This window comes from Pseudomonas sp. UBT (assembly GCF_050915955.1).
Lineage (GTDB): Bacteria > Pseudomonadota > Gammaproteobacteria > Pseudomonadales > Pseudomonadaceae > Aquipseudomonas > Aquipseudomonas antarctica_A.
In genome coordinates this window covers 1,018,873-1,041,440 of record NZ_CP168079.1, presented here as the reverse complement: position 1 = coordinate 1,041,440, position 22,568 = coordinate 1,018,873, and the positions used below count along the sequence as shown (strand labels likewise).

Here is a 22,568-nt window from a genome sequence, read left to right as displayed (position 1 = left end):
CAGGATGGCCAAGGAGGACGCATGACCCCGACTCAACGGAAAAAAACGGTGGTCGCTCACTCCACGAGAGCAGGTGCGCCGCAGCATGAAGTCGACACCAACCGCGCCCTGGCGCGTTGGCTGGCGCAGATACTCGGCCTTAAATTCGGCGGCAGCTATGACCCACACCTCCATGGCGGCCGTGACCTGTATCTGTTGCCCACGCAAACCCTGATCGGCTCGGCCCAAGCGCTCCAGCTCAACGTTAAAGGGTCGCAAGACCTGTGGGGCGGCTATGTCGATCACGATTTCATCTGCACCAAAGCCATTACTCATGGCCTGTTAAGCCCGGATGCCACGGCGCCCGAGGGTTGGTCGCCATTGTTTGGCGAGCGCGTGCGCAACGTCGTGCTTGATGGCTTCAGCGTTTTTGCGCTGCCCGATGCGCTGCCCGCTGCCAGGCGCTTGCTCAGCAGTGGGCCGATCCGCCTGAAGCCCGTGCATGCCTGCGCCGGGCGCGGCCAGGAAGTTATCCACAGTCTCGACGCATTCGAGGCCCTGCTGGCGCGGCCCGAATCGGCGCAACTGTTCCGTGAGGGCGAGGTGCTGGAGCAAGACCTGCACGACGTGGTCACTCATAGCGTGGGCCAAAGTTTTATCGGCGATCACGTGTTCAGCTACTGCGGCGAGCAATACCTCACTCAGGACGGGCAGGGCGAAGACGTCTACGGCGGCTCCGACTTACTGGTGGTTCCCGGTGCTTACGACGACTTGCTAAAGCTCGACCTGCCCGACGGCGTGCGCGAGGCCATCGAACAGGCCCGGGTTTTCGACAGCGCCGCCGACGAGGCCTACCCTGGTTTCTACGCGTCGCGACGCAACTACGACATCGCCCAAGGCCTGGACAGTGAAGGCCAACGCTGCAGCGGCGTGCTTGAACAATCCTGGCGCATGGGCGGGGCCAGCAGCGCGGAGGTCGCGGCGCTGCAAAGCTTCATCAATAACCCCGGCCTGCGGGCGATTCGTGTTTCATCGGTGGAAACCTACGTGGACCAAGCGTTGCCAGCGGATGCCATTGAGGTGTACCGCGGCCCGGCCGAAAACAGCGACTTTCTTCTCAAGTATGTGACGGTTAAATCTTATGACGGCTAGAAGCGAAAGCATTGCGATCGATATCGACGACGAACAGATGAGCGGCACATTCCTGACCCCAAAATCGAAGGTGCCAGGCGTGCTGTTTGTGCACGGCTGGGGCGGCAGCCAGGAGCGCGATCTTGCGCGGGCCAAAGGCATCGCCGGTTTGGGGTGTGTGTGTCTGACGTTCGACCTGCGCGGCCATGCGGGCACCGGTATTCCGTTGTCCCGCGTCACTCGCGAAGACAACCTGCGCGACCTGTTGGCTGCGTACGACCGGTTGCTGTCACACCCGGCCATCGACACCTCGGCTGTGGCGGTGGTGGGCACCAGTTATGGTGGCTACCTAGCGGCGATTCTCACCTCACTGCGCCCGGTGCGTTGGCTGGCGCTGCGGGTGCCGGCGCTTTACCGTGACCAGGAATGGCTCAAGCCTAAGCGCGAATTGGATAAAGCCGACCTGATGGACTACCGCAGCACACGGGTGCAGGCCGAAACCAACCGCGCCCTGCATGCCTGTGCGCAATTCACCGGCGATGTGCTGATTGTCGAATCGCAAACCGATGACCATGTGCCTCACGCCACCATCATGAGCTATCGCGCGGCCTGCCAGCAGACCCACTCCTTGACCCACCGTATCATCGACGGCGCAGACCATTCACTCAGCGATCCGGTGTCGCAGCAGGCCTACACCTCGATCCTGGTCGACTGGATTACCGAGATGGTCGTGGGCGAGCGGTTGAGCATCATCCAATCCCAATAACGGCGGCGCTTTGGGGTAATGCCAGTCAGTTAAGCGTCGCTCCCACATTGGATCTTCGCTGCTTTGAGCATTTCGTTCGCTTAACTGACTGGCATTAGGCGCTTTGGGGCGCCTTCAACACCTTCAAACAGGTGCTTTCTTCACCCGCAACGCTTTGGCTTTGGCTTCGACCGCGAGGTACATCACCAGCGCAATCAGCAGCGGCAAAATAAAGTAGATCGCCCGGTAGGCAATCAACCCCGCAAGCAAACTGCCGCGCGACGCTTCATGCTGCATCAGCGCGATAAACACGGCCTCCAGCACTCCAAGCCCGGCCGGGATATGGGTGATGACACCGGCAATCGCGCTGATCAGCAGTACCCCCAACACCAGCGGATAATCCAACTTGGCCGGCAACAAGGTAAAGATCACCGCCGCCATCAATGACCAATTCAACGCGCCCAATGCCAACTGCAAACACGCCATGCGCAGCGAGGGCAAATTGATCTCGATGCCTTTGATCGACCACGCACGTTTTTTCGAAAACCGGCAGGCTGCCAGATACCCGAGACTGGCCAGCACCAGCAACACACCAATGCCCTGCAAAGCGCTGGTGCTGACTTTCCAGCCCGGCGGCATCGTCACCCAGCCGCTGCTGAACACCACGCCGGCCAATGCCATGTAGCCAAACCAATTGGTCGCCAGGCTCAGCCCAAGAATCTTCGCGATATTACCGGTGCTCACCCCGAGCCGTGAGTACAGCCGATAACGCATGGCGATCCCGCCGACCCACGCGCTCAGGTTGAGGTTGAACGCATAGCTGATGATCCCCACCGGCAAGATCTGCTTCCAGCGCAATGGCTGGCGAATGTAGGTGCGACCGATCAGGTCGAAGCTGGCGTAGACGAGGAAACTGCACAAGGTCAGCCCACCGGCCATCAACAACGTGTGCAGCTTGAAGTCGCCCAGCGTCTGCATCACTTCGCTCCAGTCGATGCGCCGCGCCAGCAGGGTGAACAGCACGATCAGCAGCAGGAAGAAAGCGATGGTCAGCGGCTTCTTCCAGCGTTTGAATCGCGAGCTGCCGGTGTCAGCGTTCACGGGCCTGACTCTGGAAGGGTTTCAAGCGGGGTTTATGCGCCGGTAGCCAGCCCGTCAGTACAGGGAAATGGCGCATCACATGAAATACCAGGAAACCTACGGTCAATCGCCACAGCCACAGCCGTGGCTTGCGGTTTTCCGGCATGGTCCGGCAATGGTCTTTGGCGAGTATTTCCAAGCGTTCATACAGCTGCTGGTTGAAGGCGCGGTCGCGAATCAGCACGTTGGCTTCCAGGTTCAGTGACAGGCTCAACGGGTCCAGGTTGCTTGAGCCCACGGTGCTCCAATGGTCATCCACCAGCGCGACTTTGCCATGCAGCGGCCGTTGGCAATACTCGTGAATCACCACGCCATCCTTGAGCAGATAGTCGTAGAGCATGCGCGCCGCCAGCTTGGCCAGCAGCACATCAGGCTGGCCCTGCATGATCAGTTGCACCTGCACACCACGGCGCGCGGCGTTGCGAATTTCGCGCAGCAGCCGGTAGCCGGGAAAGAAGTAGGCGTTGGCGATCACCACACGTTGTCGGGCCTTGCTCAGCGCGTGGATATACGCCTCTTCGATGTCGTCGCGGTGCTGCACGTTGTCGCGGTAGATCAGGCGCACCAGGCCGTCGTCGTTAGCGGTTGTCCACAGTGCGGGCCGTTGCTGGCGCCGGCGCCAGCCTCGCCGCGTGCGCACCTGGCGACCACTTTGTGCAAGGGCGAAATGGTGCAGGTCGGCCACCGCCGGGCCGGTCAATTGCAGCGCATAATCCTGCTTGGCCTCGGGGCCAAAATCCCCGAGGTGGTCGGCAGAAAAGTTGATCCCGCCGATAAACGCCACGGTGGCGTCCACCACCACAATCTTGCGATGCAGGCGGCGAAACCAGTTGGTGCGAAGCCCCAACCTCTTCGGCGCCGGGTCGAACATCTGCACCTCCACACCCGCCTCAGCCAGCTCGCCGAGAAATGCCGGGCTCAGTTCGCCGCAGCCAAAACCATCGAGGCTGGCCACCACCTTCACGCCACGTTGCGCGGCCTCTATCAGAATGCCTTGCAACTCATGGCCGACCTTGTCTTCAAACAGAATAAAGGTCTCCAGCAGAATCTCCCGTTGCGCCTTGCGCATGGCGTCGAAGACTGTCGGAAAGTACGCCTCGCCGTTCTCCAGCAGCTCGACCCGGTTGTCGCTCTGCCAGCCGTAATCGAGATCACGCGCTTTCGCTTCATCCGGCGGCTGGTCGGTGGCGATGTGTTCTACCGCGACGTTCATAACTCGATCTCCACTGACAACGGCACATGGTCTGACAGATGGGACCACGGCCGGGTCGTCAGCACCTTGGGGTTATGGATGTTCACATTACGCACATAGATGCGATCCAGCGGCAGCAACGGCAGGCGTGCCGGGAAGGTTCGGGCGGGCTTGCCGTGGGCTTCGACGAACACTTCCTTGAGGCCGCTCTGGCTCAGGTCAACCTTCTGGCGCCAGTCGTTGAAATCACCGGCCACGACCAGCGGCGTATCGGCGGGGATCTCGCGGATGCGCTGTTCCAGCAGGCGCAACTGTTGCTGGCGATGCACCTCGCGCAGGCCCAGGTGCATGCAGATCGCATGCACTTCCTGGCCGGTGCCGGGCAAGCGCAGCACACAATGCAGCAGGCCACGGTTTTCGTGGCCGCTTTGCGAAATGTCGAGGTTGTCGTAGCGGATGATCTGGAATTTCGACAGCAGCGCATTGCCATGGTCGCCATGCGGGTAGATCGCGTTGCGACCGTAGGCGAATTGCGGCCAGATGCTGTCGGCGAGGAATTCGTACTGCGGCATGTTCGGCCAGTCACTGTAGTGCTGAGGATGGCGTTCGTGAGTGCCGTGGATTTCCTGCAGGAACACGATATCGGCGCCCACGCTGCGCACGGCTTCACGCAGCTCGGGCAGGATGAAGCGTCGATTCAATGCGGTGAAGCCCTTGTGGATATTGACCGTCAGCACCGTGAAGCGCGTGATGGCGACGCTGGGGGTAATGGGCACCCAGTCGGGAATCGCAACCATGATTGCTCCTGTGAAAGAGTGGGGGCCTGGCCCCCGTTTAAGGCTGACTGCGATGTTTCGATGAAAGTTTCCACCTTCCTACGGACGGCACGCTCGAGACACGGCGGATCAGTGGCCGGTTATTACGCGGGTCGAGGGCTCGGCAGACACCGGTCCCCGTCGGTCAAGGCGACCGCTCCAGGCGGTCAGCGCCAGGGCGACCAACACCACCAGGCCGCCGATCCATGCGGTATGGATCAACCCCATATGCGCCACAATCAGGCCTCCGGCCCACGCGCCCCCGGCGATTCCCAGGTTAAACGCGGCGATGTTCAAGCCCGAGGCCACATCCACCGCCTGCGGCGTGTGATGTTCGGCCTGGCGCACCACGTACACCTGCAGGCCCGGCACATTGCCGAATGCAACCGCGCCCCACACCAATACGGTGGCCAGCGCCAGCCATGGGTTGCTGGCGGTCAGGGTCAGGATGAGCAACACCGCCGCGAGCAGCGCAAAGATGATTTTCAACGCGCTGATGGGGCCGCGTTTATCCGCCAGTTTGCCGCCCCAGATATTCCCGGCAGCCACCGAGATGCCATACACCAGCAATACCAGGCTCACAGTGCCGGCGCTGAAGCCTGCGATGTCCTGGAGGATGGGGGCAAAGAAGGTAAACGCGATAAACGAACCGCCGTAGCCGATGGCGGTCATGGCGTACACCAGCAGTAAGCGCGGCTGCTTGAGCACTTGCAGTTGTTGCAGCAGGGACGCGGGTTTGCTGTGGGCGATGGTGTTTGGCACGTAGATCAGGCTGCCGATAAACGCGATCACACCCAGCGCCGAGACGGCGAGGAAGGTTTCACGCCAGCCGAAGTGCTGGCCGATAAACGTGCCCAGTGGCACGCCGGTGACCAGCGCGACGGTCAAGCCGGTAAACATGATCGCGATCGCACTGGCGGCTTTTTCCTTCGGCACCAGGCTGGTGGCGATGGTCGAGCCAATCGAGAAAAACACCCCGTGTGCCAGGCCGGTGACGATCCGCGCCACTACCAGCGATTCATAGCTGGGTGCCTGCCAGGCCAGCAGGTTGCCGAGGGTGAACAGCACCATCAACGACAGCAGCAGTAACTTACGTGGCACCTTGCCGGTGAGGGCGGTGAGCACCGGCGCGCCGATGGCCACGCCCAGGGCATAGAGGCTGACCAACAGGCCGGCGGACGGCAGGTCAACGCCGAGGTCGGCGCCGATTGTGGGTAACAGGCCAACGATGACGAACTCGGTCGTCCCGATGGCAAAAGCGCTGAGGGTCAGCGCGAGCAACGCAATAGGCATGGCTGCAACTCCGGTGGGTGTAAATCAGGAGCGCAGTGTCTGGGTTTGGCTGAGGCGGAAAAAGACAGCGATCGGCATTTGATATTTGCCCTGGGCGCAAAGGTGCCGAACGGGGGGAACGATCAAGGCTCAAACCCGTCAGTTCCTTACAGACCCTGCAGATGGAGCCCGGTGTTTTGCTGAATCTAAAAGCTGCATTACTGTTTGGCGCGCTGCTGTTCCTGGGCAATGGCGCGTTGCAAGCCGCAACACCGGCGCCTGCCGCCGCACCGGCCACCGCCGCAGCCCCGGCCAAGCCCGAGCTGTTGGTGGAAGGCGGCCTGCTGGGGGCCATCAGCACCAGCATTGACGACGTGCAGGACAAACTCGACCTCAATCAGAACCTCATTGACGCCTGGCGCTTGCGCGCCGACCGTGCGGCGGATGAAGTGGGGCGCCTGGTCGACCAGACCGCCGAACGTTCGCCGTGGAGCGTGGCAGGGGATTTCCTGTTGCTGTCCGGCGTGTGGGTGGGGGCCTTTGCGGTGTTGACGCTGCTGGGGCGCTTCATCGTGCTGCGCTTGAGTCGGCGGCGTTTCGTCGAGCGGCGCGCGCGTCTGCAAGCGGTGCTTGGGTATGTGCTGCCGTATACGATCCCGGCGCTGATCTGCCTGCCGCTGACCCTCTACGTCAGTCACTTCTTACCCACGTCAGTGGGGCGCGCGCTGGCGCTGTGTTTCGCCTACGCCACCAGCAGCGGCATCTTTTCCACCTCGATGCTGTTGTGCGTCATCGTCATGTTCAACCTCGGCCACAAGCGGCCGGCGGTGCAGATCATTCGCGACTACTGTCCCAAACCCCTGTTCCTGATCGGCTTTCTCGCCGCCCTCAGCGACGCGTTGATCAGCCCGCAAATCGCCCGCCAGCTCGGCGGCAATGTCACCAGCAGTATCGCGGTCTTTACCGGCCTGTTTGCAACGGTGATTTTCGGCGTGCTGGTGGTGCGTCTGCGTCGCCCGGTCGCGCATTTGATCCGCAACCGGCCGTTGGCCCAGCGCCTCAAACACCCGGCGTTGCAGCAATCGCTGCGGGTGTTTTCCGGGCTGTGGTACTGGCCGATTCTGTTGATGGTGCTGGTCTCGGCAATCAACCTGATCGGCGCCGGCGACGACAACCAAAAGGCCCTGCGTTGCGCGCTGTTCACCACGATTCTGCTGATCGGCACGGTGTTCCTCAGTACGGTTTTACAGCACCTGTTCAAGTCCCGCAGCCAGGTGGCGATCCAGCGCAGCAGTGCCTACAAGGAGCGCTTTCTCAGCCTGTTACACGCGATCCTGCGTATTGCGATGGCCATCGCCTTTATCGAACTCCTTGGGCGCATCTGGGGCGTGTCGCTGTTCGAATTTGCCCAGCGCAACGCAGTCGGCCGGGCGATCAGCGATTCGCTCAGCAGTATCGGCCTGATCCTGCTGATGACCTGGTTGTTCTGGGTGGTACTCGACACCGCCATCCAGGAAGCGCTCAAGCCACCGGTGAACAAACGCTCCAGCCGCCAGCCGAGCACACGGGTCAAAACCATCCTGCCGCTGCTGCGTAACGCAGTAAAAATTGTGCTGGTGGTGATTTGCGCGATCACCACGATGGCCAACCTCGGCATCAACGTTGCGCCGCTGCTGGCCGGTGCCGGCGTGGTCGGCCTGGCCATCGGCTTCGGCTCCCAGCAACTGGTGCAGGACGTCATCACCGGCCTGTTCATCATCATCGAAGATACGTTGTCCATCGGCGACTGGGTGGTGCTCGACTCCGGCCACGCCGGCACCGTCGAAGGCCTGACCATCCGCACCCTGCGCCTGCGCGATGGCAAGGGGTTCGTGCATTCGGTGCCCTTCGGGCAGATCAAGGCCGTCACCAACCAGTCGCGGCAATTTGCCTATGCGTTCTTCTCGGTGCAGTTCACCTATGACACCGATGTGGACAAAGCCGTGGAACTGATCCGCGAGACCGGGCAATCGATTAGCGATGACGTGTTCCTCAAGTACAACCTGCAAGGGCCGCTGGAAGTCTTTGGCGTGGACAAGATGGACCTCAATGGCGTGGTGCTCACGGCGCAATTCCGAACCGTGTCGGGCGGGCAATATGCCGTGAGTCGCGCGTTTAACCAGCGCCTGAAAAAGCGTGTGGATAACTGCGACGAGGTGCACTTCGCGCAAACTTATCCACAGCAGGTGCTGTTGCCCAAGCGCACGGCGCGGGTGGATGAACCGGATGAAGAGGTGCCGGCGTCGCTGGTGTTGACGGAGCAGCCGCGTACCCAGTAGCTCTGGGACGGCTGGTCGGGCCTCATCGCGGGCAAGCCCGGCTCCCACACTCGACCGAGTACAGGGTTGGAATACGGTCAAAATGTGGGAGCGGGCTTGCTCGCGAAGAGGTCCTCAAAGCCAACCCACTTCAATGCCTGATCAACTTCTCCTGAATCGCCCGCAGATCCTGCTCCAGCAGAATCTGCTGCTTGCCGCCCACCATCACCGCCGCCGGCACTCCGTCACGGTACACAATCCGATTGCCGCTCACCGCCGGCACCTTGCTCCCTGGCAGCAGCGTGCCCACCAGGTTCAGCGGATCAGCCCCGCACACGGCAATCAAACTGCCGTCATGCGGCCTGCGCCGTACTTCGCGCAGCAACGGGATCGCTTCCGGCAGCGCAAACTGCTCGCCCGCCAACCCGCTGACAAACCGCCCGCCACGAATCTCGCCGCGTGCCTCCAGCCGATGGAAGGTGCGCAGTAGTTCGCGCCAGCTCGGCAGCCAATCCGCCTCGCGCTCCAGCAGCCGCCAGAACACCACGCCATAGCGGCGCAGCAAGGTCATCGCCACGTGCTCCAACGTCTCAGTCGAGTGCGGCCCGGCGGCGCTGGGCGAGCGGCGCACCAAGGCCCAGCGCCCGGCGTCGTCCATGCCGCCGACAAACGCCCCGCGCCCGCGCCGACTGCTGCGCGCCAGGCGCTTGCTGGCGGGGGTGGTCAGGGCGCGCAGGCCGGCGAAGCTGTCGGCATTCACCAGCCCCGCGCCCACCAGTTCTTGTAGTGCGATCTCCAGTTCGCTGCGCAGCAGATGGGCCTCGTGCACCAGCTCATCGAAAAACAGCGCGCCGTGTTCGCGCAGGGCCAAGTGGACTTTCTGCGCCTTGGGCGACAGCGTGGTGCTGTCGGTGAGTTCGGTCAGCCCGCTCCACAGCGGCACTTGGCTGCGGGGCAGCAGCACCACGGGCGTACTGCGCAGCGCAATCGCGCTGGCCTTGTTGCTCAAGCGCGTCCACACCAGCTTGCCGCTGCGGCACAACTCGTCGAGCCAGGTCGAGGTGTAATCCTTGAGTCGTGCGCTGAGCAAGTCACTGTCCCAGGCCGACGTGGCGGCGGCGTAGCCTTCGAACTGGCCGACAATCTGCGACAGCATCGCGCTGCCGTGGCCGCGCGTGCCGTCGGACAGGTGCTGCCAATCGAACAAAAAGCGCATGAAGTCCTGCAACGCCACCGGCTCGATTTCCCGGCGCAGGCGCTTGACCGTGTAGCGATGAATACGTGCGAGCAGATGCCGCTCACACCATTGCTCATCACGGGCGCCCGGGCTGAAGCGGCCGCGCAGCACGTAGCCTTCCTGTTCCAGGCGCGCCAGTGCCTGCGTGACGTCTGCCACCGGCAGGGCCAGCGGCGCTGCAATCTCGATCAGGCTCAGCGGGCCAAACCCGCCAAGGCGTGCACGCAGCACTTCCGCCAGCGCCTCCTCAACGGTCCAGGGTTCATCGAAGCCCGGCAGCAACGGCAAGTTGTTGGGATAAATCGCCTGCACACAACTCAAGCGCTCCACGGCTACCCAGAGGCCATTATTCAGTTGATAGGCGCGCCCGCCCTTGGCCAGGGCGTGCAGCCACTCGGCCCACTGCGGCGTGATCTCATCAATGGCGATGCACGCCAGGCTCATCAACGCCTCATGCATTTCGTCCAGGCCATTGGGTGCCGGCCACGCCTCCTCGCGCACGCCGGCGATGGCCTCGGCATCCAGCGCGCCGAGGTCGTCGGTGCTTTGCGGGTCGCTCCAGCGCCGGTTGAGCACCGCCTGGGTACGGCGTTCTTCCAGCGGTGCGTCGTCGAGAAAGGTGTAGGGGCGCGCGCTGAGAATTTCGGCGGCCATGGGTGAGGGCGCCGGTAGGTCGCGGCTGATCAGGCGCACTTCGCCACGCTCCATGCGCCGCAACAGGATCAGCCAACCTTCGCTGTCCATGGCTTCGTGCAGGCAGTCGTCGAGGGTTTGTTCCACCAGAGGGTGTTCGGGTATCTCACGCTCGCCGGCGAGGTTTTCCAGGCAGGCGATCTGGTCGGGAAACACACTGGCAATCAGGTCTTCGCTCTTCATGCGCTGGATCTGCGGCGCGACCTTGCGCCCGCCGGTATAACGCGGCAATGCCAGGGCCACACTGGCATTCCAGCGCCAGCGCACGCCGAACAGCGGCGCATCCAGCACCGCCTGGATCAGGATGTGCTCGGCGCTGTTGCTGTTCAGATAGCGCCACACCTCATCCAGCTCGAAACTGTGGCTGGTGGACAGCGACAGCACGATCGCATTCTCACTGGCCGCCGCCTGCAATTCGAAATTGAAGGTGCGGCAAAAACGCTTGCGCAGGGCCAGGCCCCAGGCGCGGTTGAGGCGGCTGCCGAACGGCGTATGGATGATCAATTGGGTGCCGCCGGAGGCGTCGAAAAAACGCTCCATGATCAACGTGTCCTGGGACGGCAGGGCACCAAGGGCCAGGCGCGCGCGTGCCAGGTAATCGAGGATTTGTTCGGCGCTGGCGCGGTTCAGGTCGAGGCTGCCAGTGAGCCAGTCGTGGGCGGGTTGCAGGTTGCCGGGTGTGGCGCTGAGCAGCGCGTCCAACTGCCCCTGAAAACGCGCCACGGCCGCCGACAATTCATTGCTGCGCCCCGGTGCTTCGCCGAGCCAGAACGGGATGGTCGGCGGCTGGCCATGGGCATCCTCGACGCGTACTTTGCCGGCCTCGACCCGCAAGATCCGGTAGGACGTATTGCCGAGCTGGAAGATATCCCCGGCGATGCTTTCCACCGCGAAGTCTTCGTTGACGCTGCCGATATTCAGGCTCTGAGGTTCAAGCAACACGCTGTAGTCAGCGTTGTCCGGGATGGTGCCGCCGCTGGTCACGGCGGTCAGCCTGGCACCACGGCGGCCGCGCAGGGTGTGGGTCACGGCGTCGCGGTGCAGGTAGGCGCTGCGGATGCCCTGGCGGCCGTTATAGCCGTCGGCGAGCATCTGCAACAGCGCCTGGTAGTGGCGCGGGTCGAGTGTGGCGTAAGGCGCGGCGCGCTGGATCAGCGCCAGTAGCGCCTGCTCCGTCCATTCACGGGCGCTGACTTCGGCGATGATCTGTTGGGCGAGTACGTCCAACGGCGCGACCGGGATGTGCAAGGTATCCAGCTCGCCCCGGCGCACGCAGTCGAGCAGGGCGGCGCATTCGATCAGGTCATCGCGGGTGGTGGCGAACAGGCGCCCCTTGGGCGTGCCGCCGACCTGGTGGCCGGAGCGGCCGACGCGTTGCAAAAAACCGTTGATCGAGCCGGGCGAGCCGATCTGGCAGACGAGGTCGACGTCGCCAATATCAATCCCCAGTTCCAGCGACGCCGTGGCGATCAGCACTTGCAGCTCGCCGGCCTTGAGCCGTTGCTCGGCGTCCAGGCGCATTTCTTTGGCCAGGCTGCCATGGTGGGCGGCGACGGAGGTCTTGCCCAGGCGCTCGCTCAAGTGCCGGGCCAGGCGTTCGGCCAGGCGCCGGGTGTTGACGAAGACCAGCGTGGTGCGGTGTTCGCGGGCCAACGCGGCGAGGCGGTCGTAGACCAATTCCCACACGTCATTGGCCATCACCGCCGACAGCGGCACCGGCGGCACTTCAATATCCAGGTCGCGGGGGCGGGCGTGGCCGATATCGACGACGGCGCATTCACGGCCAGTGCCGACCAAAAAGCGCGACACCGCCTCGATAGGCTTTTGCGTGGCCGACAGGCCTACACGGGTCAGCGGCTCGGCGCACAAGCCTTGCAGGCGTTCCAGGCTCAGGGCCAGGTGGCTGCCGCGTTTGCCGGCGGCGATGGCGTGGATTTCGTCGATGATTACCGTGCGTGTGCTGGCCAGCATCTGCCGGCCGGAGTCCGAGCCGAGCAGCACATAGAGCGATTCCGGGGTGGTGACCAGGATATGCGGCGGCCGTTTGCGCATCAGCGCGCGGTCTTTTTGCGGGGTGTCGCCGGTGCGCACGGCGGTGCGGATCGCAAGCGGCGGCAAGCCCATGGCCTGCAACTGCTCGGTGATACCGGTTAGCGGGTTTTGCAGGTTGATCTGGATGTCGTTTGAGAGCGCCTTGAGCGGCGATACATACACCACCAACGTCTCATCCGGCAGTTGCCCGCCGTTGGCCAGGCCTTGATGGACCAGGTCATCCAGCACAGCCAGGAACGCCGTCAGGGTTTTACCGGAGCCGGTGGGCGCGGCGATCAGTGTCGAGCGGCGCTGACGGATCAGCGGCCAGGCCTGGGCCTGGGCGCGGGTCACCGAGGGGAACGTGCTGCGGAACCAGGCGCTGACGGCGGGGTGGAAACCGTCCAAGACCGTGTCCGTTGATTCGGGAAGGCTCATTCACAATTTATGCGGCCGGCCGGTGCAACTTGCAACCCCGCACTTTATAAGTGACGGTTGCGCTACAAACCCGCAAAATGCAACGATTCTGGCAAACACCCACGGTATGGCTCACAAGGCCGCCGACAATAACCATCGTTCCAAACAGACTGGGCCTGCACACTCTATGCGAATGCGCCTTATGTTACTGGGCGGCGGGAATGCCCTCGGGCAGGCGCTGATTCGCCTCGGTGCAGAGGAAGACATCGGTTTCCTCGCACCCAAACCGCCCCAAGACGGCTGGGATGCCGCGAGCCTCACCCAATTGCTCGACGACACCCGTCCCGATGCGTTGATTAACCTCGCCTACTATTTCGACTGGTTCCAGGCCGAAGCGGTCAGCGAAACCCGCTTGGCTGCCCAGGAGTTCGCGATCGAGCGCCTGGCTGAACTGTGCCAGCACCACAACATCACCTTGCTGCAACCGTCCAGCTACCGCGTGTTCGATGGCTCGCGTGCCACCGCCTACAGCGAAAAGGACGAGCCGGTGCCCTTGGGCCTGCGCGGCCAGGCGTTGTGGCGCATTGAGCAAAGCGTGCGCGCCACCTGCCCGCAACACGTGATGCTGCGTTTTGGCTGGCTGCTGGATGACAGCGTCGACGGCACCCTGGGGCGCTTCCTGGCCCGTGCCGAGAAACCGGATGAATTGCTGATGGCCGACGACCGACGCGGCAACCCGACGCCGGTGGATGATGCCGCACGGGTGATCATCTCAGTGCTCAAGCAACTCGATTGCGCGGCGCCGCTGTGGGGCACGTATCACTACGCCGGCCATGAGGCGACCACGCCGTTGGCGCTGGGCCAGGCGATTCTCACCGAAGCGCGCAACTACCATCCGCTGGCGATCGAATCCCCTACCGCCCAGGCCCACGCGGCACGGCCGGATGCGGCCGATGAACCGCAACACGCGGTGCTGGCCTGCAAGAAAATCCTCCACACCTTTGGCATCAAGCCACGGGCGTGGCGGGCCGGGTTGCCGGCATTGCTGGACCGGTTCTACCGGCGTAGCTGACACCGCACAAAACCAAATGTGGGAGCGGGCTTGTGTGGGAGCTGGCTTGCCTGCGATAGCATCGCCTCGGTGCAACTGATAGACCGAGGCGTCTGCATCGCGGGCAAGCCCGACTCCCACACAAGCCCGCTCCCACAGGGGTTATGCAGCGTTAGTTAAACCGGGATTAGAACTTGTAGCCGATACCCACCATGTAAACCATTGGGTCAACGTCCACATTGACCTTGGCACGCGTGCCTTGGCCCAGCGCGTTGTTGTCCACGGTGGCCTTGGTGCTGATGTCGATGTATCGCGCCTGGGCGTTGATCATCCACTTGTCATTGATCATGTAGTCGGCGCCGATCTGCGCGGCCCAGCCCCAGGAGTTTTCCGCCTTGAAGTTGCTGAAACCGGCTTGCTGGGCGTCACTGCTGACGTGCTCGTCGTAGATCCAGGTGTAGTTGATGCCGGCGCCCACGTACGGTTGGAATGCCGACTTGCTGTCCAGCGGGTAGTACACGACGCTCAGGGTCGGCGGCAGGTGTTTCAGGGTGCCGAGCTTGCCGTTGGCGGCGCCGAGCGCGGTGTTCTTGAGCTTCACGTCATGCTCGAACGGTGTGGCTGCCAGCAGTTCGATACCCCAGTGGCTGGTGAACATGTAGGCGAAGTTCAAGCCCAGTTGAGTGTCGCTGCTCATGGTCGCCTTGCCGCCCAGGTTGGTGCCCGCCAATGGGCCCTGGTCAACCTTCACGCTGCTGCTGTCTGCTTTCGGGTTAACGGTGATTGCACCGGCGCGAATCAGAATATCGCCCGCTTCGTGAGCGTGGACGGCAGGGGCGGCGAGGGCGAGCGCGAAGAGGGACGCGCCGAGCAGGGACTTGTTCATGGGAGCTCCAAAAGGACGTTAAAAGTTGTACGTCCAATGGTAAAGATCGTTCCATTCGATCCTTTGACTCAGCTCAATGAAAAGGTAACCACGGCTCAAAAACCGTGGGATCTGTGCTGTTCTTGAGCACGGCTCATTCCTGCAGCTCGTAGACGTAAATCTTCTCGGCATCCATTTGGTAGCCGGCATCCGCCAACTCACTGGATGACGGTTTGACCTGCATCGAGCCCTCGATCCAATACGGCTGGTACAGCTCGTCAAGCTTCACCCCGACTTCGCTTTTCACATGCACGATCTGGTTCGACGGCGGCGGCGGTACGTGGATGCACGCGCCGAAATACGGCACCAGCAAGAACTCGGTGGTGCGGCCTTCTTCGCTGACTTCCAGCGGCACGATATAACCCGGCAAGCGAATGTGCTGGCCGTCGAGGCTCTGCACCACCGGCGCGTTGGGCAGGTCCTGCTTGGCCGCAGGCGCCGCCTCGACCGACAATGCGTCGGCCATGTTCGACAGGTCGTGCAGCGGCTTCATGTTGGGAATTTCCGGCGGCGCGTCCGGCGGGATCATCTCCTGCCAGGACAGGTCCTTGGGCTGGTCGGCCGCCCACGCGGGCAGTGCCACCAGCAGCAACAGGGCAAACAGGGCACGGCGCATCGAAGCCTTCCTCATAAACGTATGGACAGGCCATCGGCCAGGGATTGTCGATAGGCGCGCCACGCGGGCACGCTGCCCATCAACAGCGCTGCCGCCAGGATACCGGCGAGCAACGTCCATTCATATTCGCTGGGCCATGACATCGGCAGGTCCAGGCCGTAGTTGGCCTGCAAATACCCGCGCGATGCGGCGATGCACACGTACAGCAGGCCTGTGCCTGCAACCACGCCGGACAGTGCCAGCGCGAAGGCTTCGAAGATCAGCAGTGTTGCGATGTGCCAGGGGCGTGCGCCGACCGAGCGCAGGATCGCCATCTCGCGGCGGCGCTCGTTGAGGCTGGTGAGGATCGCCGTGAGCATGCCGATCAGGCCGGTCAGCACCACGAACAGCGAGATCACGAACAGCGCTTTTTCGGCGGTGCCCATCATGCTCCACAACTCTTGCAGCGCCACGCCGGGCAGGATCGCCAGCATCGGCTCACCGCGAAATTCGTTGATCTCGCGTTGCAGGGCAAAGGTGGAAATCTTGTTGTTCAAGCCGAGCATGAACGCGGTGATCGCCTGCGGGGTCAGGTCCATATTGCGCGCCTGATCGGCGCTGATGCGGCCTTTGCCCTGGGCCGGCACGCCGTTGTGCCAGTCGATATGAATCGCTTCCATACCGCCGAGGCTGATGTGCAGCGTGCGGTCTACCGGCGTGCCGGTGCGCTTGAGAATGCCGACCACGGTGAACGGTTTGTCATCGTGTTTGACCAGGCTGACCACTGCCACGCCGTGGGCCAGCACCAGCTTGTCACCGAGCTTGTAATGCAGGGCGTCGGCAACTTCAGCACCCAGCACCACTTCGAACGGGTCGGTGGCGAAGGCGCGGCCGCTGGCCAGTTCGAGGTTCTGTTTGCGGCCGTACTGGTAGTGCTCGAAGTAGGATTCGTTGGTGCCCATCACCCGGTAGCCACGGTGCGAGTCGCCAAGGGAAATCGGGATCGCCCATTTCACTTGCGGGTTGGCGGCGAAGTGCTCGTAGCTGTCCCAACGGATGTTGTTGGTGGCGTTGCCGATGCGGAACACCGAGTACAGCAGCAGGTTGACCGAGCCGGAGCGGGCGCCGACGATCAGGTCGGTGCCGCTGATGGTGCTGGCGAAGCTGTTGCGCGCCTCAACGCGCACGCGCTCCACCGCCAGCAACAGGCACACCGACAGGGCGATGGCGAAAGCGGTGAGGATCGCGGTAAAGCGGCGGTTAGCCAGGCTGGCCATGGCTAGACGAAACAAATACATCTCAAACCTCTGCGGGCGTGGCGGCGCGATTGAGTTCGGCCAGCGACAGGTTGCGATCGAACAACGGCGCCAGGCTCTGGTCATGGCTGACAAACAACAGGCTGGCGCCCGCGTCGCGGCATTCGGCGAACAGCAGCCGGATGAATGCTTCGCGAGCGTCATAGTCCAGGGCCGAGGTGGGCTCGTCGGCAATCACCAGTTCCGGTTGGCCGATCAACGCACGGGCAGCGGCCACCCGTTGTTGCTGGCCGATGGACAGCGAGTCGGCGCGGCGCTCCAGCAGGCTTTTGTCGTTCAAACCCAGATGCGCGAGCAACGTGGCTGCGGCCTGATCGACGCTGCCGTGGCGCTGAATCGCCCGTTGCGCGCGCAGCTTGGAAAAGTGGCAAGGCAACTCGACGTTCTCGCGCACCGACAGGAACGGCAGCAGGTTGAACTGCTGGAAAATGTAGCCGGTGTGGTCGACGCGGAAGCGGTCGCGTGCGCCCGCCGACAGCTCGGTCAATTCCTGGCCGAGCAGGCGGATGCTGCCCTGGCTGGGTTTCTGCACGCCGCCCAGCAGGCCGAGCAGGGTGGTTTTGCCACTGCCGCTCGGGCCCTTGAGAAACAGAGTTTCCCCCGCTTCCAGGCGGAACGTGGGGATGTCCAGCAACTGTGGGTGGCCGGGCCAGTTGAAGCCCAGGTCAGACAGTTCGATTAACGCTTGGGTCATGGGAAATCAGGGTCGCCTGGTGGTAGGAAGTGGCGCCGATCCACTGTAGGAGCCGGCTTGCCAGCTCCCACAGTGATTGGGTTTTCAGATCAGAACTTCAGCGTAGCTGCCTGTGCCGTTGCTTCCACACCTTGCTGGCCGCTTGGGCCGATCAACTGCACGTTGATCTTCTGGGTGGCGGGGAAGGTCTTGAACACTTGGCTCAGGTCGAGATTGCTCAGGGCAGTCGGCGTGGCGCAGGTGAACTGGTAGTGGGCGTGGATTTCGCTGTGATCATGATGATGCTCGTGGGCGGCTGCGCCTTTGCCGTCGGTGGCGTGGTCATCATCGTCGTCGTCATGATCGGCTTCAGGTTTGTCACCGAACAACGGGCTGTTGAGTTCCAGGGTGCTGATCATGCAACCGGCGGCTTTTGGCAGATTGAACAGGACCAATGGGCTTTCCAGCTGTTTGCGGGTAGCGGCGACCTTGGCTTTATCGGCTGGGGAGGTGGCCTGGTGTTCAAAACCCACGAGGTTCATGGCTGGGCTGTCAAATTCCAGTTCAAGCGCCTGGCCGTCGAGTACCGTATTGAGGCGACCGACACCGTGCTCGTGGGCCCCGAGGCTGCCGTGCTCGTGATCATGGTCGTGCTCGTCAGCCGCGTGAGCAATGGCGAGTGGCAACAGGGCAAACGGCAAAGCGAGCAGCAGACGGCGCATGAGAAGGCTCCAGAACATGAAAGTTTTGTTATGTAATCTTATAACGATAATCCGGGAGTTTGAACGCCCGCTTGGCGTTGCGCAAGTCGCGTGGGAGCATGCGGGTCGGAAAAGTGCGGGGAGTAAGGACGATGTTACGAATTCGTGGAACCGTCGGCGACTTGCCGGTGGACTTGACCGTGGAGCTCGACGACGACGATTGGGCACGGCTGGGCGCACAGTTGCAGGCGACCCCGGTACCCAGCGCGCCGGCAGATGCACCGGTTAAACACAGCGATGATCTGTGGCAGAGTGCCCAGGACCTGTTGCGCCAGGCCGGGCAACTCAATGGGCTGGAGTTACTCGACCAATTGGAAGGCTTGTCGGGTGATGCGGCGTCAGGCAAACGCCTGTTGGTGCGCCTGCGCCACAGTGCCAGCGTGAAAGTAGCCAGCGGCGGGGATACGCCGCTGTACAGCTGGATCGGCGATTAATACAGCGCGGCGAACAACTTGCGGCGGTACACGGTGACCAGCGGGTGGTCATTGCCGAGCAATTCGAATACTTGCAGCAAGGTCTTGTGCGGCAAGCCTTCGCTGTAGCTGCGATTGCGGATAAACAGCTTAAGCAGGCCTTCCAGCGCTGCGTCGTATTGCTGGCGAGCGAGTTGCTGAATGGCCAACTGATAGGCCGCTTCATCGTCCTGCGGGTTTTGCGCCAGGCGGCTTTTCAAGTCGGCGGCGTCTGGCAAATCGGCCGCCTGGCGCAGGAAGGTTATTTGCGCCTTGGCCCCGGCGAGGGCGGCTTTGTGGTCGTCGCTTTTCACGGCGTCGAGCACGGTCTGGGCTTCGCCCAACTCACCGCGTTCGGCCAGGCAGCGTGCATACAGGATCAGCGCGGCAGCGTTGGTGTTGTCTTCGCCCAGCAGCGCGACCAGTACCGCTTCGGCGTCGCTGATACGGCCTTCGGCAAACAGCGCCTGGGCCTGTTCCAGTGGGTCAGCGGCCGCCGGCGGTGGCATCTGCACATGCGGCTCCAGCATCGCCCTTACCGCCGACTCCGGCTGCGCCCCGGCAAACCCGTCCACTGGCTGGCCGTCCTTGAACAGCACCACGGTGGGCAGGCTTTGAATGCCAAAACGCGCGACTATATCCTGCTCGGCCTCGCAATCGACCTTGGCCAGCAGCAGCTCGCCCTGATAACTCTCGGCAATTTTCGCCAGCATGGGCATCAACGCCTTGCACGGCGCGCACCACTCGGCCCAGAAATCCACGAGTACGGGTTTTTCGAAGGAGTTCTGAATCACGGCCTGGTCGAAGTTAGCGGTGGTGACGTCGAAGATGTACGGCGTGGGCTCACTCATGGTGCGTCTCGAATAAAGCGGGAATGGGGCAACTATAAGGTGATGGAGTCCAGATCGCTATCGCGGGCAAGCCCGCTCCCACACTTGACCGCATTCCCTTGTGGGAGCGGGCTTGCCCGCGATGGTCTCAAGAGCGCCGCGAATGGTACAGGCTCACCTTGCGAAACTCCCAAGGCTCGGCCAGATCGGGCAGGGTCAGCGCATCAAGGATTTCCAGGCGTTGATATGCCTGGTGTTGAAAGTCGCGTACCCGCGAATCTGCCACCAGTGCCTCGCGGCCACGGGTGAGGAACTGGTCGAGCAGCGGCAGGTTGGCGCGGTCGTAGAGCACGTCGGCGACCAGGATCAGGTCGAAGCGGTCGGCTTCGGCGAAAAAGTCTGCTGAATAACTCAGTTCCACTTTGTTGAGTTCGGCGTTCGCTCGGCAAGCGGCCAGCGCCAGCGGGTCTAAATCACACGCGACCACTTCCAGCGCACCCGCCTTGACGGCGGCGATCCCGGCCACGCCGGAACCGGCGCCAAAATCCAACACACGCTTGCCGGCGACCCACTCAGGGTTGGCCGCCAGGTAGCGCGCCAGTGCCAGGCCGCTGGCCCAGCAAAAACTCCAGTAGGGCGGTTCATGCAGGATGCGCCGGGTTTCTTCGGGGCTGAAGGCGCGGTCCATATTGTCCGCGTCGAGCAGCCACAACGAGAGTTCGGTGCCCGGCAGCGGGCAGGGCACCAATTGCGCGTCGCCGATCAGTTCGCTCAGCGCCCGTTGCAGGCCCAGCGGTGGCGTCATGGTGCCTTGACGAGTTGCAGGGGGCCGGTGGTCTGGGTGATGGCTTGGGTGATGCGCACGGCGGGCAGGTGCAGGATCAACTGGCCGGACTGGCTGGCACGACCGCGCAATTCAACCCGCGCACCGGCCGGAAAGGCGTCTGGGCTGAAGCGCAGGCGGAAAGCCACGGGCTTGCCGTTGCCGGTCAGCACACTGCTGGCGAGCAGTTGTTGCGGGCGGTTGCGCTCGTCGATCACCAGCAGCGCCAGTTCGACTTCGGCGTTGGCCGGCACGCCGTTGAGGGTGCCGTTGATTTCACGCTGATAAGCCGGCAGCGGGCCCAAGTCGTCAATGCCGGGGACTTTTTTCTCTTGGGCAGGCGTCGGTTGCGGTACCGACGGTTTCGGGGCTTCGCTGCTGCAGGCGACCAGGAAACTGAACAGGGTGAGTAAAACAAGTGGTCGTAACTGCATGTACGGCTCCAGAAAGGGCAAAATCCGTGGCTTAAAAAATATGAAACATAATAGTCAGCCTATATACCGTAAAGGCTATGGCTTGTCTTGCCATGGGGATGCGCTACCATGGCCCTCCCTTTTTTTGTTGCCTGCCACCATGCACTGTCCCTTCTGCGGTGCCAACGACACCAAGGTCATTGACTCACGTCTGGTCGCCGAGGGCGATCAAGTACGTCGCCGGCGCGAATGCCTGGCCTCTGGCTGCGGTGAACGTTTCACCACCTTCGAAACCGCCGAACTGGTGTTGCCACGTCTGATCAAGTCCGACGGCAGCCGCCAGCCTTTCGACGAAGACAAACTGCGCGCCGGTATGCAGCGCGCCCTGGAAAAACGCCCGGTGAGTGTCGAGCGGCTGGAGGCGGCGCTGGCGCATATCAAGCACAAGCTGCGTGCGACCGGTGAGCGCGAGGTCAAGAGCCTGGTGGTTGGAGAACTGGTGATGGGCGAGCTGCAAAAGCTCGACGAAGTCGCCTATATCCGTTTCGCTTCGGTGTATCGACGCTTCCAGGACCTCAATGAGTTCCGCGAAGAGATCGACCGCCTGGCCCGTGAGCCGGTAAAGAAATGACCGCACCTTCTGCAGAACAGGCCATCCTCGACGCCCATTACATGGCTCGCGCCCTCGAATTGGCGCGCAAGGGCGTGTACACCACCCATCCCAACCCGCGTGTGGGCTGCGTGATAGTGCGGGATGGGCAGATTGTCGGCGAAGGCTGGCATGAGCGCACCGGCGAACCCCATGCCGAGCCGAATGCGTTGCGCGCCGCCGGTGACAAGGCGCGTGGCGCCACGGTGTACGTGACCCTTGAACCATGCAGCCACCACGGGCGGACACCGCCTTGCGCAGATGCATTGGTGACTGCCGGTGTCGCGAGAGTGGTCGCCGGGATGCAGGACCCCAACCCGGAAGTGGCTGGCCGTGGCCTGCAGCGTTTGGCCCAGGCCGGTATCGAAACCCACAGCGGCGTACTGGAAAGTGAAGCGCGCGCGCTCAACCCGGGCTTCCTCAAGCGCATGGAACACGGCCTGCCGTTCGTGCGGGTCAAACTGGCGATGAGTTTGGACGGCCGCACCGCGATGGCCAGTGGCGAAAGCCAATGGATCACCGGCTCTGCCGCCCGCGCCGCCGTACAGCGCCTGCGCGCCGAGGCCAGCGTGGTGTTGACCGGTGCCGATACGGTGCTGGCCGACGGCGCCCGCCTGACCGTACGTGCCGCCGAACTGGGCCTGGACGAAGCGACCACTGCGCTGGCCATGTCCCGCCCGCCGTTGCGCGTGTTGATCGACGGCCGCCTGCGCGTGCCGCTCAACGCGCCGTTCTTCAAGGCCGGCCCGGCGCTGGTCATCACCTGCGTTACGCCAGAGAACCAGTTCCCCCGTGGGCCCGAATGCCTGGTCGTGCCAGGCGTTGACGGTCAGGTGGACCTGCGCTCGGCGCTGGTCGCACTGGCGGCCAGAGGTGTCAACGAAGTGTTGGTAGAGGCCGGTCCAAGCCTGGCGGGTGCGTTTGCCCAGCAGGGGTTGGTCGACGAGTACGTGATATTCGTCGCTGGCAAGTTTCTTGGCTCCGCCGCTCGGCCTTTGCTGGACTGGCCGCTTGATAAACTCGCCGACGCCCCCCAACTCAAGATCACTGAAATGCGCGCTGTAGGCGATGACTGGCGAGTCACTGCCATCCCTCTTCCAGCAGCGAGCGTATAATTCTGACCGGGCGCTC

General features: G+C 62.9%; 20 protein-coding genes. 7 read left to right on the top strand and 13 right to left on the bottom strand.

What is annotated here, in order from left to right; genetic code table 11:
- Positions 1 to 21: 21 nt before the first annotated feature.
- Positions 22 to 1,131, top strand: coding sequence for a DUF3182 family protein (locus ACDZ94_RS04835; protein WP_432751159.1), 1,110 nt, complete (start codon positions 22 to 24; stop codon positions 1,129 to 1,131).
- The gene (locus tag ACDZ94_RS04830) at positions 1,121 to 1,876 is read left to right on the top strand and encodes an alpha/beta hydrolase family protein (protein WP_064454347.1); all 756 of its coding nucleotides are present in this window, start codon (positions 1,121 to 1,123) and stop codon (positions 1,874 to 1,876) included. The genes ACDZ94_RS04835 and ACDZ94_RS04830 overlap by 11 nt, the downstream gene beginning before the upstream one ends.
- 123 nt (positions 1,877 to 1,999) lie before the next feature.
- Here the strand turns inward: ACDZ94_RS04830 and ACDZ94_RS04825 are convergent, their stop codons facing one another.
- The 4 genes from ACDZ94_RS04825 to ACDZ94_RS04810 all read right to left on the bottom strand — a co-directional run bounded on the left by ACDZ94_RS04825 (position 2,000) and on the right by ACDZ94_RS04810 (position 6,295).
- The gene (locus ACDZ94_RS04825; protein WP_407017671.1) at positions 2,000 to 2,956 is read right to left on the bottom strand and encodes a lysylphosphatidylglycerol synthase domain-containing protein; all 957 of its coding nucleotides are present in this window, start codon (positions 2,954 to 2,956) and stop codon (positions 2,000 to 2,002) included.
- The gene (gene clsB, locus ACDZ94_RS04820) at positions 2,946 to 4,208 is read right to left on the bottom strand and encodes a cardiolipin synthase ClsB (protein WP_262666367.1); all 1,263 of its coding nucleotides are present in this window, start codon (positions 4,206 to 4,208) and stop codon (positions 2,946 to 2,948) included. Before clsB ends, ACDZ94_RS04825 begins: the two co-directional genes overlap by 11 nt.
- Entirely contained in the window at positions 4,205 to 4,984 is a 780-nt protein-coding gene (locus ACDZ94_RS04815; protein ID WP_432751158.1) for an endonuclease/exonuclease/phosphatase family protein, read from the bottom strand. Before ACDZ94_RS04815 ends, clsB begins: the two co-directional genes overlap by 4 nt.
- 108 nt (positions 4,985 to 5,092) lie before the next feature.
- Positions 5,093 to 6,295, bottom strand: coding sequence for an MFS transporter (locus tag ACDZ94_RS04810; protein WP_432751157.1), 1,203 nt, complete (start codon positions 6,293 to 6,295; stop codon positions 5,093 to 5,095).
- A gap of 176 nt (positions 6,296 to 6,471) precedes the next feature.
- On the opposite strand from ACDZ94_RS04810, the gene ACDZ94_RS04805 reads away from it, so the two are divergent.
- Entirely contained in the window at positions 6,472 to 8,592 is a 2,121-nt protein-coding gene (locus ACDZ94_RS04805; protein WP_221295739.1) for a mechanosensitive ion channel family protein, read from the top strand.
- A gap of 130 nt (positions 8,593 to 8,722) precedes the next feature.
- On the opposite strand, the gene ACDZ94_RS04800 is transcribed toward ACDZ94_RS04805, so the two are convergent.
- Positions 8,723 to 12,970 carry a DEAD/DEAH box helicase gene (locus ACDZ94_RS04800; RefSeq protein ID WP_432751156.1) on the bottom strand — a complete coding sequence of 1,416 codons (4,248 nt, stop codon included), beginning with the start codon at positions 12,968 to 12,970 and terminating at the stop codon, positions 8,723 to 8,725.
- 166 nt (positions 12,971 to 13,136) lie between these two features.
- Between ACDZ94_RS04800 and ACDZ94_RS04795 the strand changes: the two genes are divergently transcribed.
- Positions 13,137 to 14,021, top strand: coding sequence for a sugar nucleotide-binding protein (locus ACDZ94_RS04795; RefSeq protein WP_064455017.1), 885 nt, complete (start codon positions 13,137 to 13,139; stop codon positions 14,019 to 14,021).
- A gap of 166 nt (positions 14,022 to 14,187) precedes the next feature.
- Here the strand turns inward: ACDZ94_RS04795 and ACDZ94_RS04790 are convergent, their stop codons facing one another.
- The 5 genes from ACDZ94_RS04790 to ACDZ94_RS04770 form a co-directional block, all read right to left on the bottom strand.
- Complete coding sequence (locus ACDZ94_RS04790; RefSeq protein ID WP_064454340.1) at positions 14,188 to 14,886, bottom strand: OmpW/AlkL family protein; 699 nt, start codon at positions 14,884 to 14,886, stop codon at positions 14,188 to 14,190.
- A gap of 133 nt (positions 14,887 to 15,019) precedes the next feature.
- Entirely contained in the window at positions 15,020 to 15,541 is a 522-nt protein-coding gene (locus ACDZ94_RS04785; RefSeq protein ID WP_262666365.1) for a DUF3299 domain-containing protein, read from the bottom strand.
- Positions 15,542 to 15,552: 11 nt separating this feature from the next.
- The gene (locus ACDZ94_RS04780; RefSeq protein ID WP_407017666.1) at positions 15,553 to 16,818 is read right to left on the bottom strand and encodes an ABC transporter permease; all 1,266 of its coding nucleotides are present in this window, start codon (positions 16,816 to 16,818) and stop codon (positions 15,553 to 15,555) included.
- A 1-nt stretch (position 16,819) separates the two neighbouring features.
- Complete coding sequence (locus ACDZ94_RS04775; protein WP_064454337.1) at positions 16,820 to 17,530, bottom strand: ABC transporter ATP-binding protein; 711 nt, start codon at positions 17,528 to 17,530, stop codon at positions 16,820 to 16,822.
- A gap of 89 nt (positions 17,531 to 17,619) precedes the next feature.
- On the bottom strand, positions 17,620 to 18,231 hold the full coding sequence (locus ACDZ94_RS04770) for a DUF2796 domain-containing protein (protein ID WP_432751155.1): 612 nt from the start codon (positions 18,229 to 18,231) through the stop codon (positions 17,620 to 17,622).
- A gap of 131 nt (positions 18,232 to 18,362) precedes the next feature.
- On the opposite strand from ACDZ94_RS04770, the gene ACDZ94_RS04765 reads away from it, so the two are divergent.
- Positions 18,363 to 18,704, top strand: a complete 342-nt coding sequence (locus tag ACDZ94_RS04765; protein ID WP_432751154.1) for a hypothetical protein — start codon at positions 18,363 to 18,365, stop codon at positions 18,702 to 18,704.
- On the opposite strand, the gene trxA is transcribed toward ACDZ94_RS04765, so the two are convergent.
- The 3 genes from trxA to ACDZ94_RS04750 form a co-directional block, all read right to left on the bottom strand.
- Complete coding sequence (trxA, locus tag ACDZ94_RS04760; RefSeq protein ID WP_432751153.1) at positions 18,701 to 19,573, bottom strand: thioredoxin; 873 nt, start codon at positions 19,571 to 19,573, stop codon at positions 18,701 to 18,703. The two genes, ACDZ94_RS04765 and trxA, sit on opposite strands and share 4 nt — an antisense overlap.
- Before the next feature lie 127 nt (positions 19,574 to 19,700).
- Entirely contained in the window at positions 19,701 to 20,357 is a 657-nt protein-coding gene (locus ACDZ94_RS04755) for a class I SAM-dependent methyltransferase (RefSeq protein ID WP_432751152.1), read from the bottom strand.
- Positions 20,354 to 20,809, bottom strand: coding sequence for a YbaY family lipoprotein (locus ACDZ94_RS04750; RefSeq protein WP_432751151.1), 456 nt, complete (start codon positions 20,807 to 20,809; stop codon positions 20,354 to 20,356). The genes ACDZ94_RS04755 and ACDZ94_RS04750 overlap by 4 nt, the downstream gene beginning before the upstream one ends.
- Before the next feature lie 139 nt (positions 20,810 to 20,948).
- Here ACDZ94_RS04750 and nrdR point away from each other — a divergent pair, with 139 nt between their 5' ends.
- Positions 20,949 to 21,419, top strand: coding sequence for a transcriptional regulator NrdR (nrdR, locus tag ACDZ94_RS04745; RefSeq protein ID WP_064455016.1), 471 nt, complete (start codon positions 20,949 to 20,951; stop codon positions 21,417 to 21,419).
- Positions 21,416 to 22,552: a bifunctional diaminohydroxyphosphoribosylaminopyrimidine deaminase/5-amino-6-(5-phosphoribosylamino)uracil reductase RibD gene (gene ribD, locus ACDZ94_RS04740; protein ID WP_432751150.1), complete on the top strand. Its 1,137-nt coding sequence runs from the start codon at positions 21,416 to 21,418 to the stop codon at positions 22,550 to 22,552. Before nrdR ends, ribD begins: the two co-directional genes overlap by 4 nt.
- Positions 22,553 to 22,568: the final 16 nt, after the last annotated feature.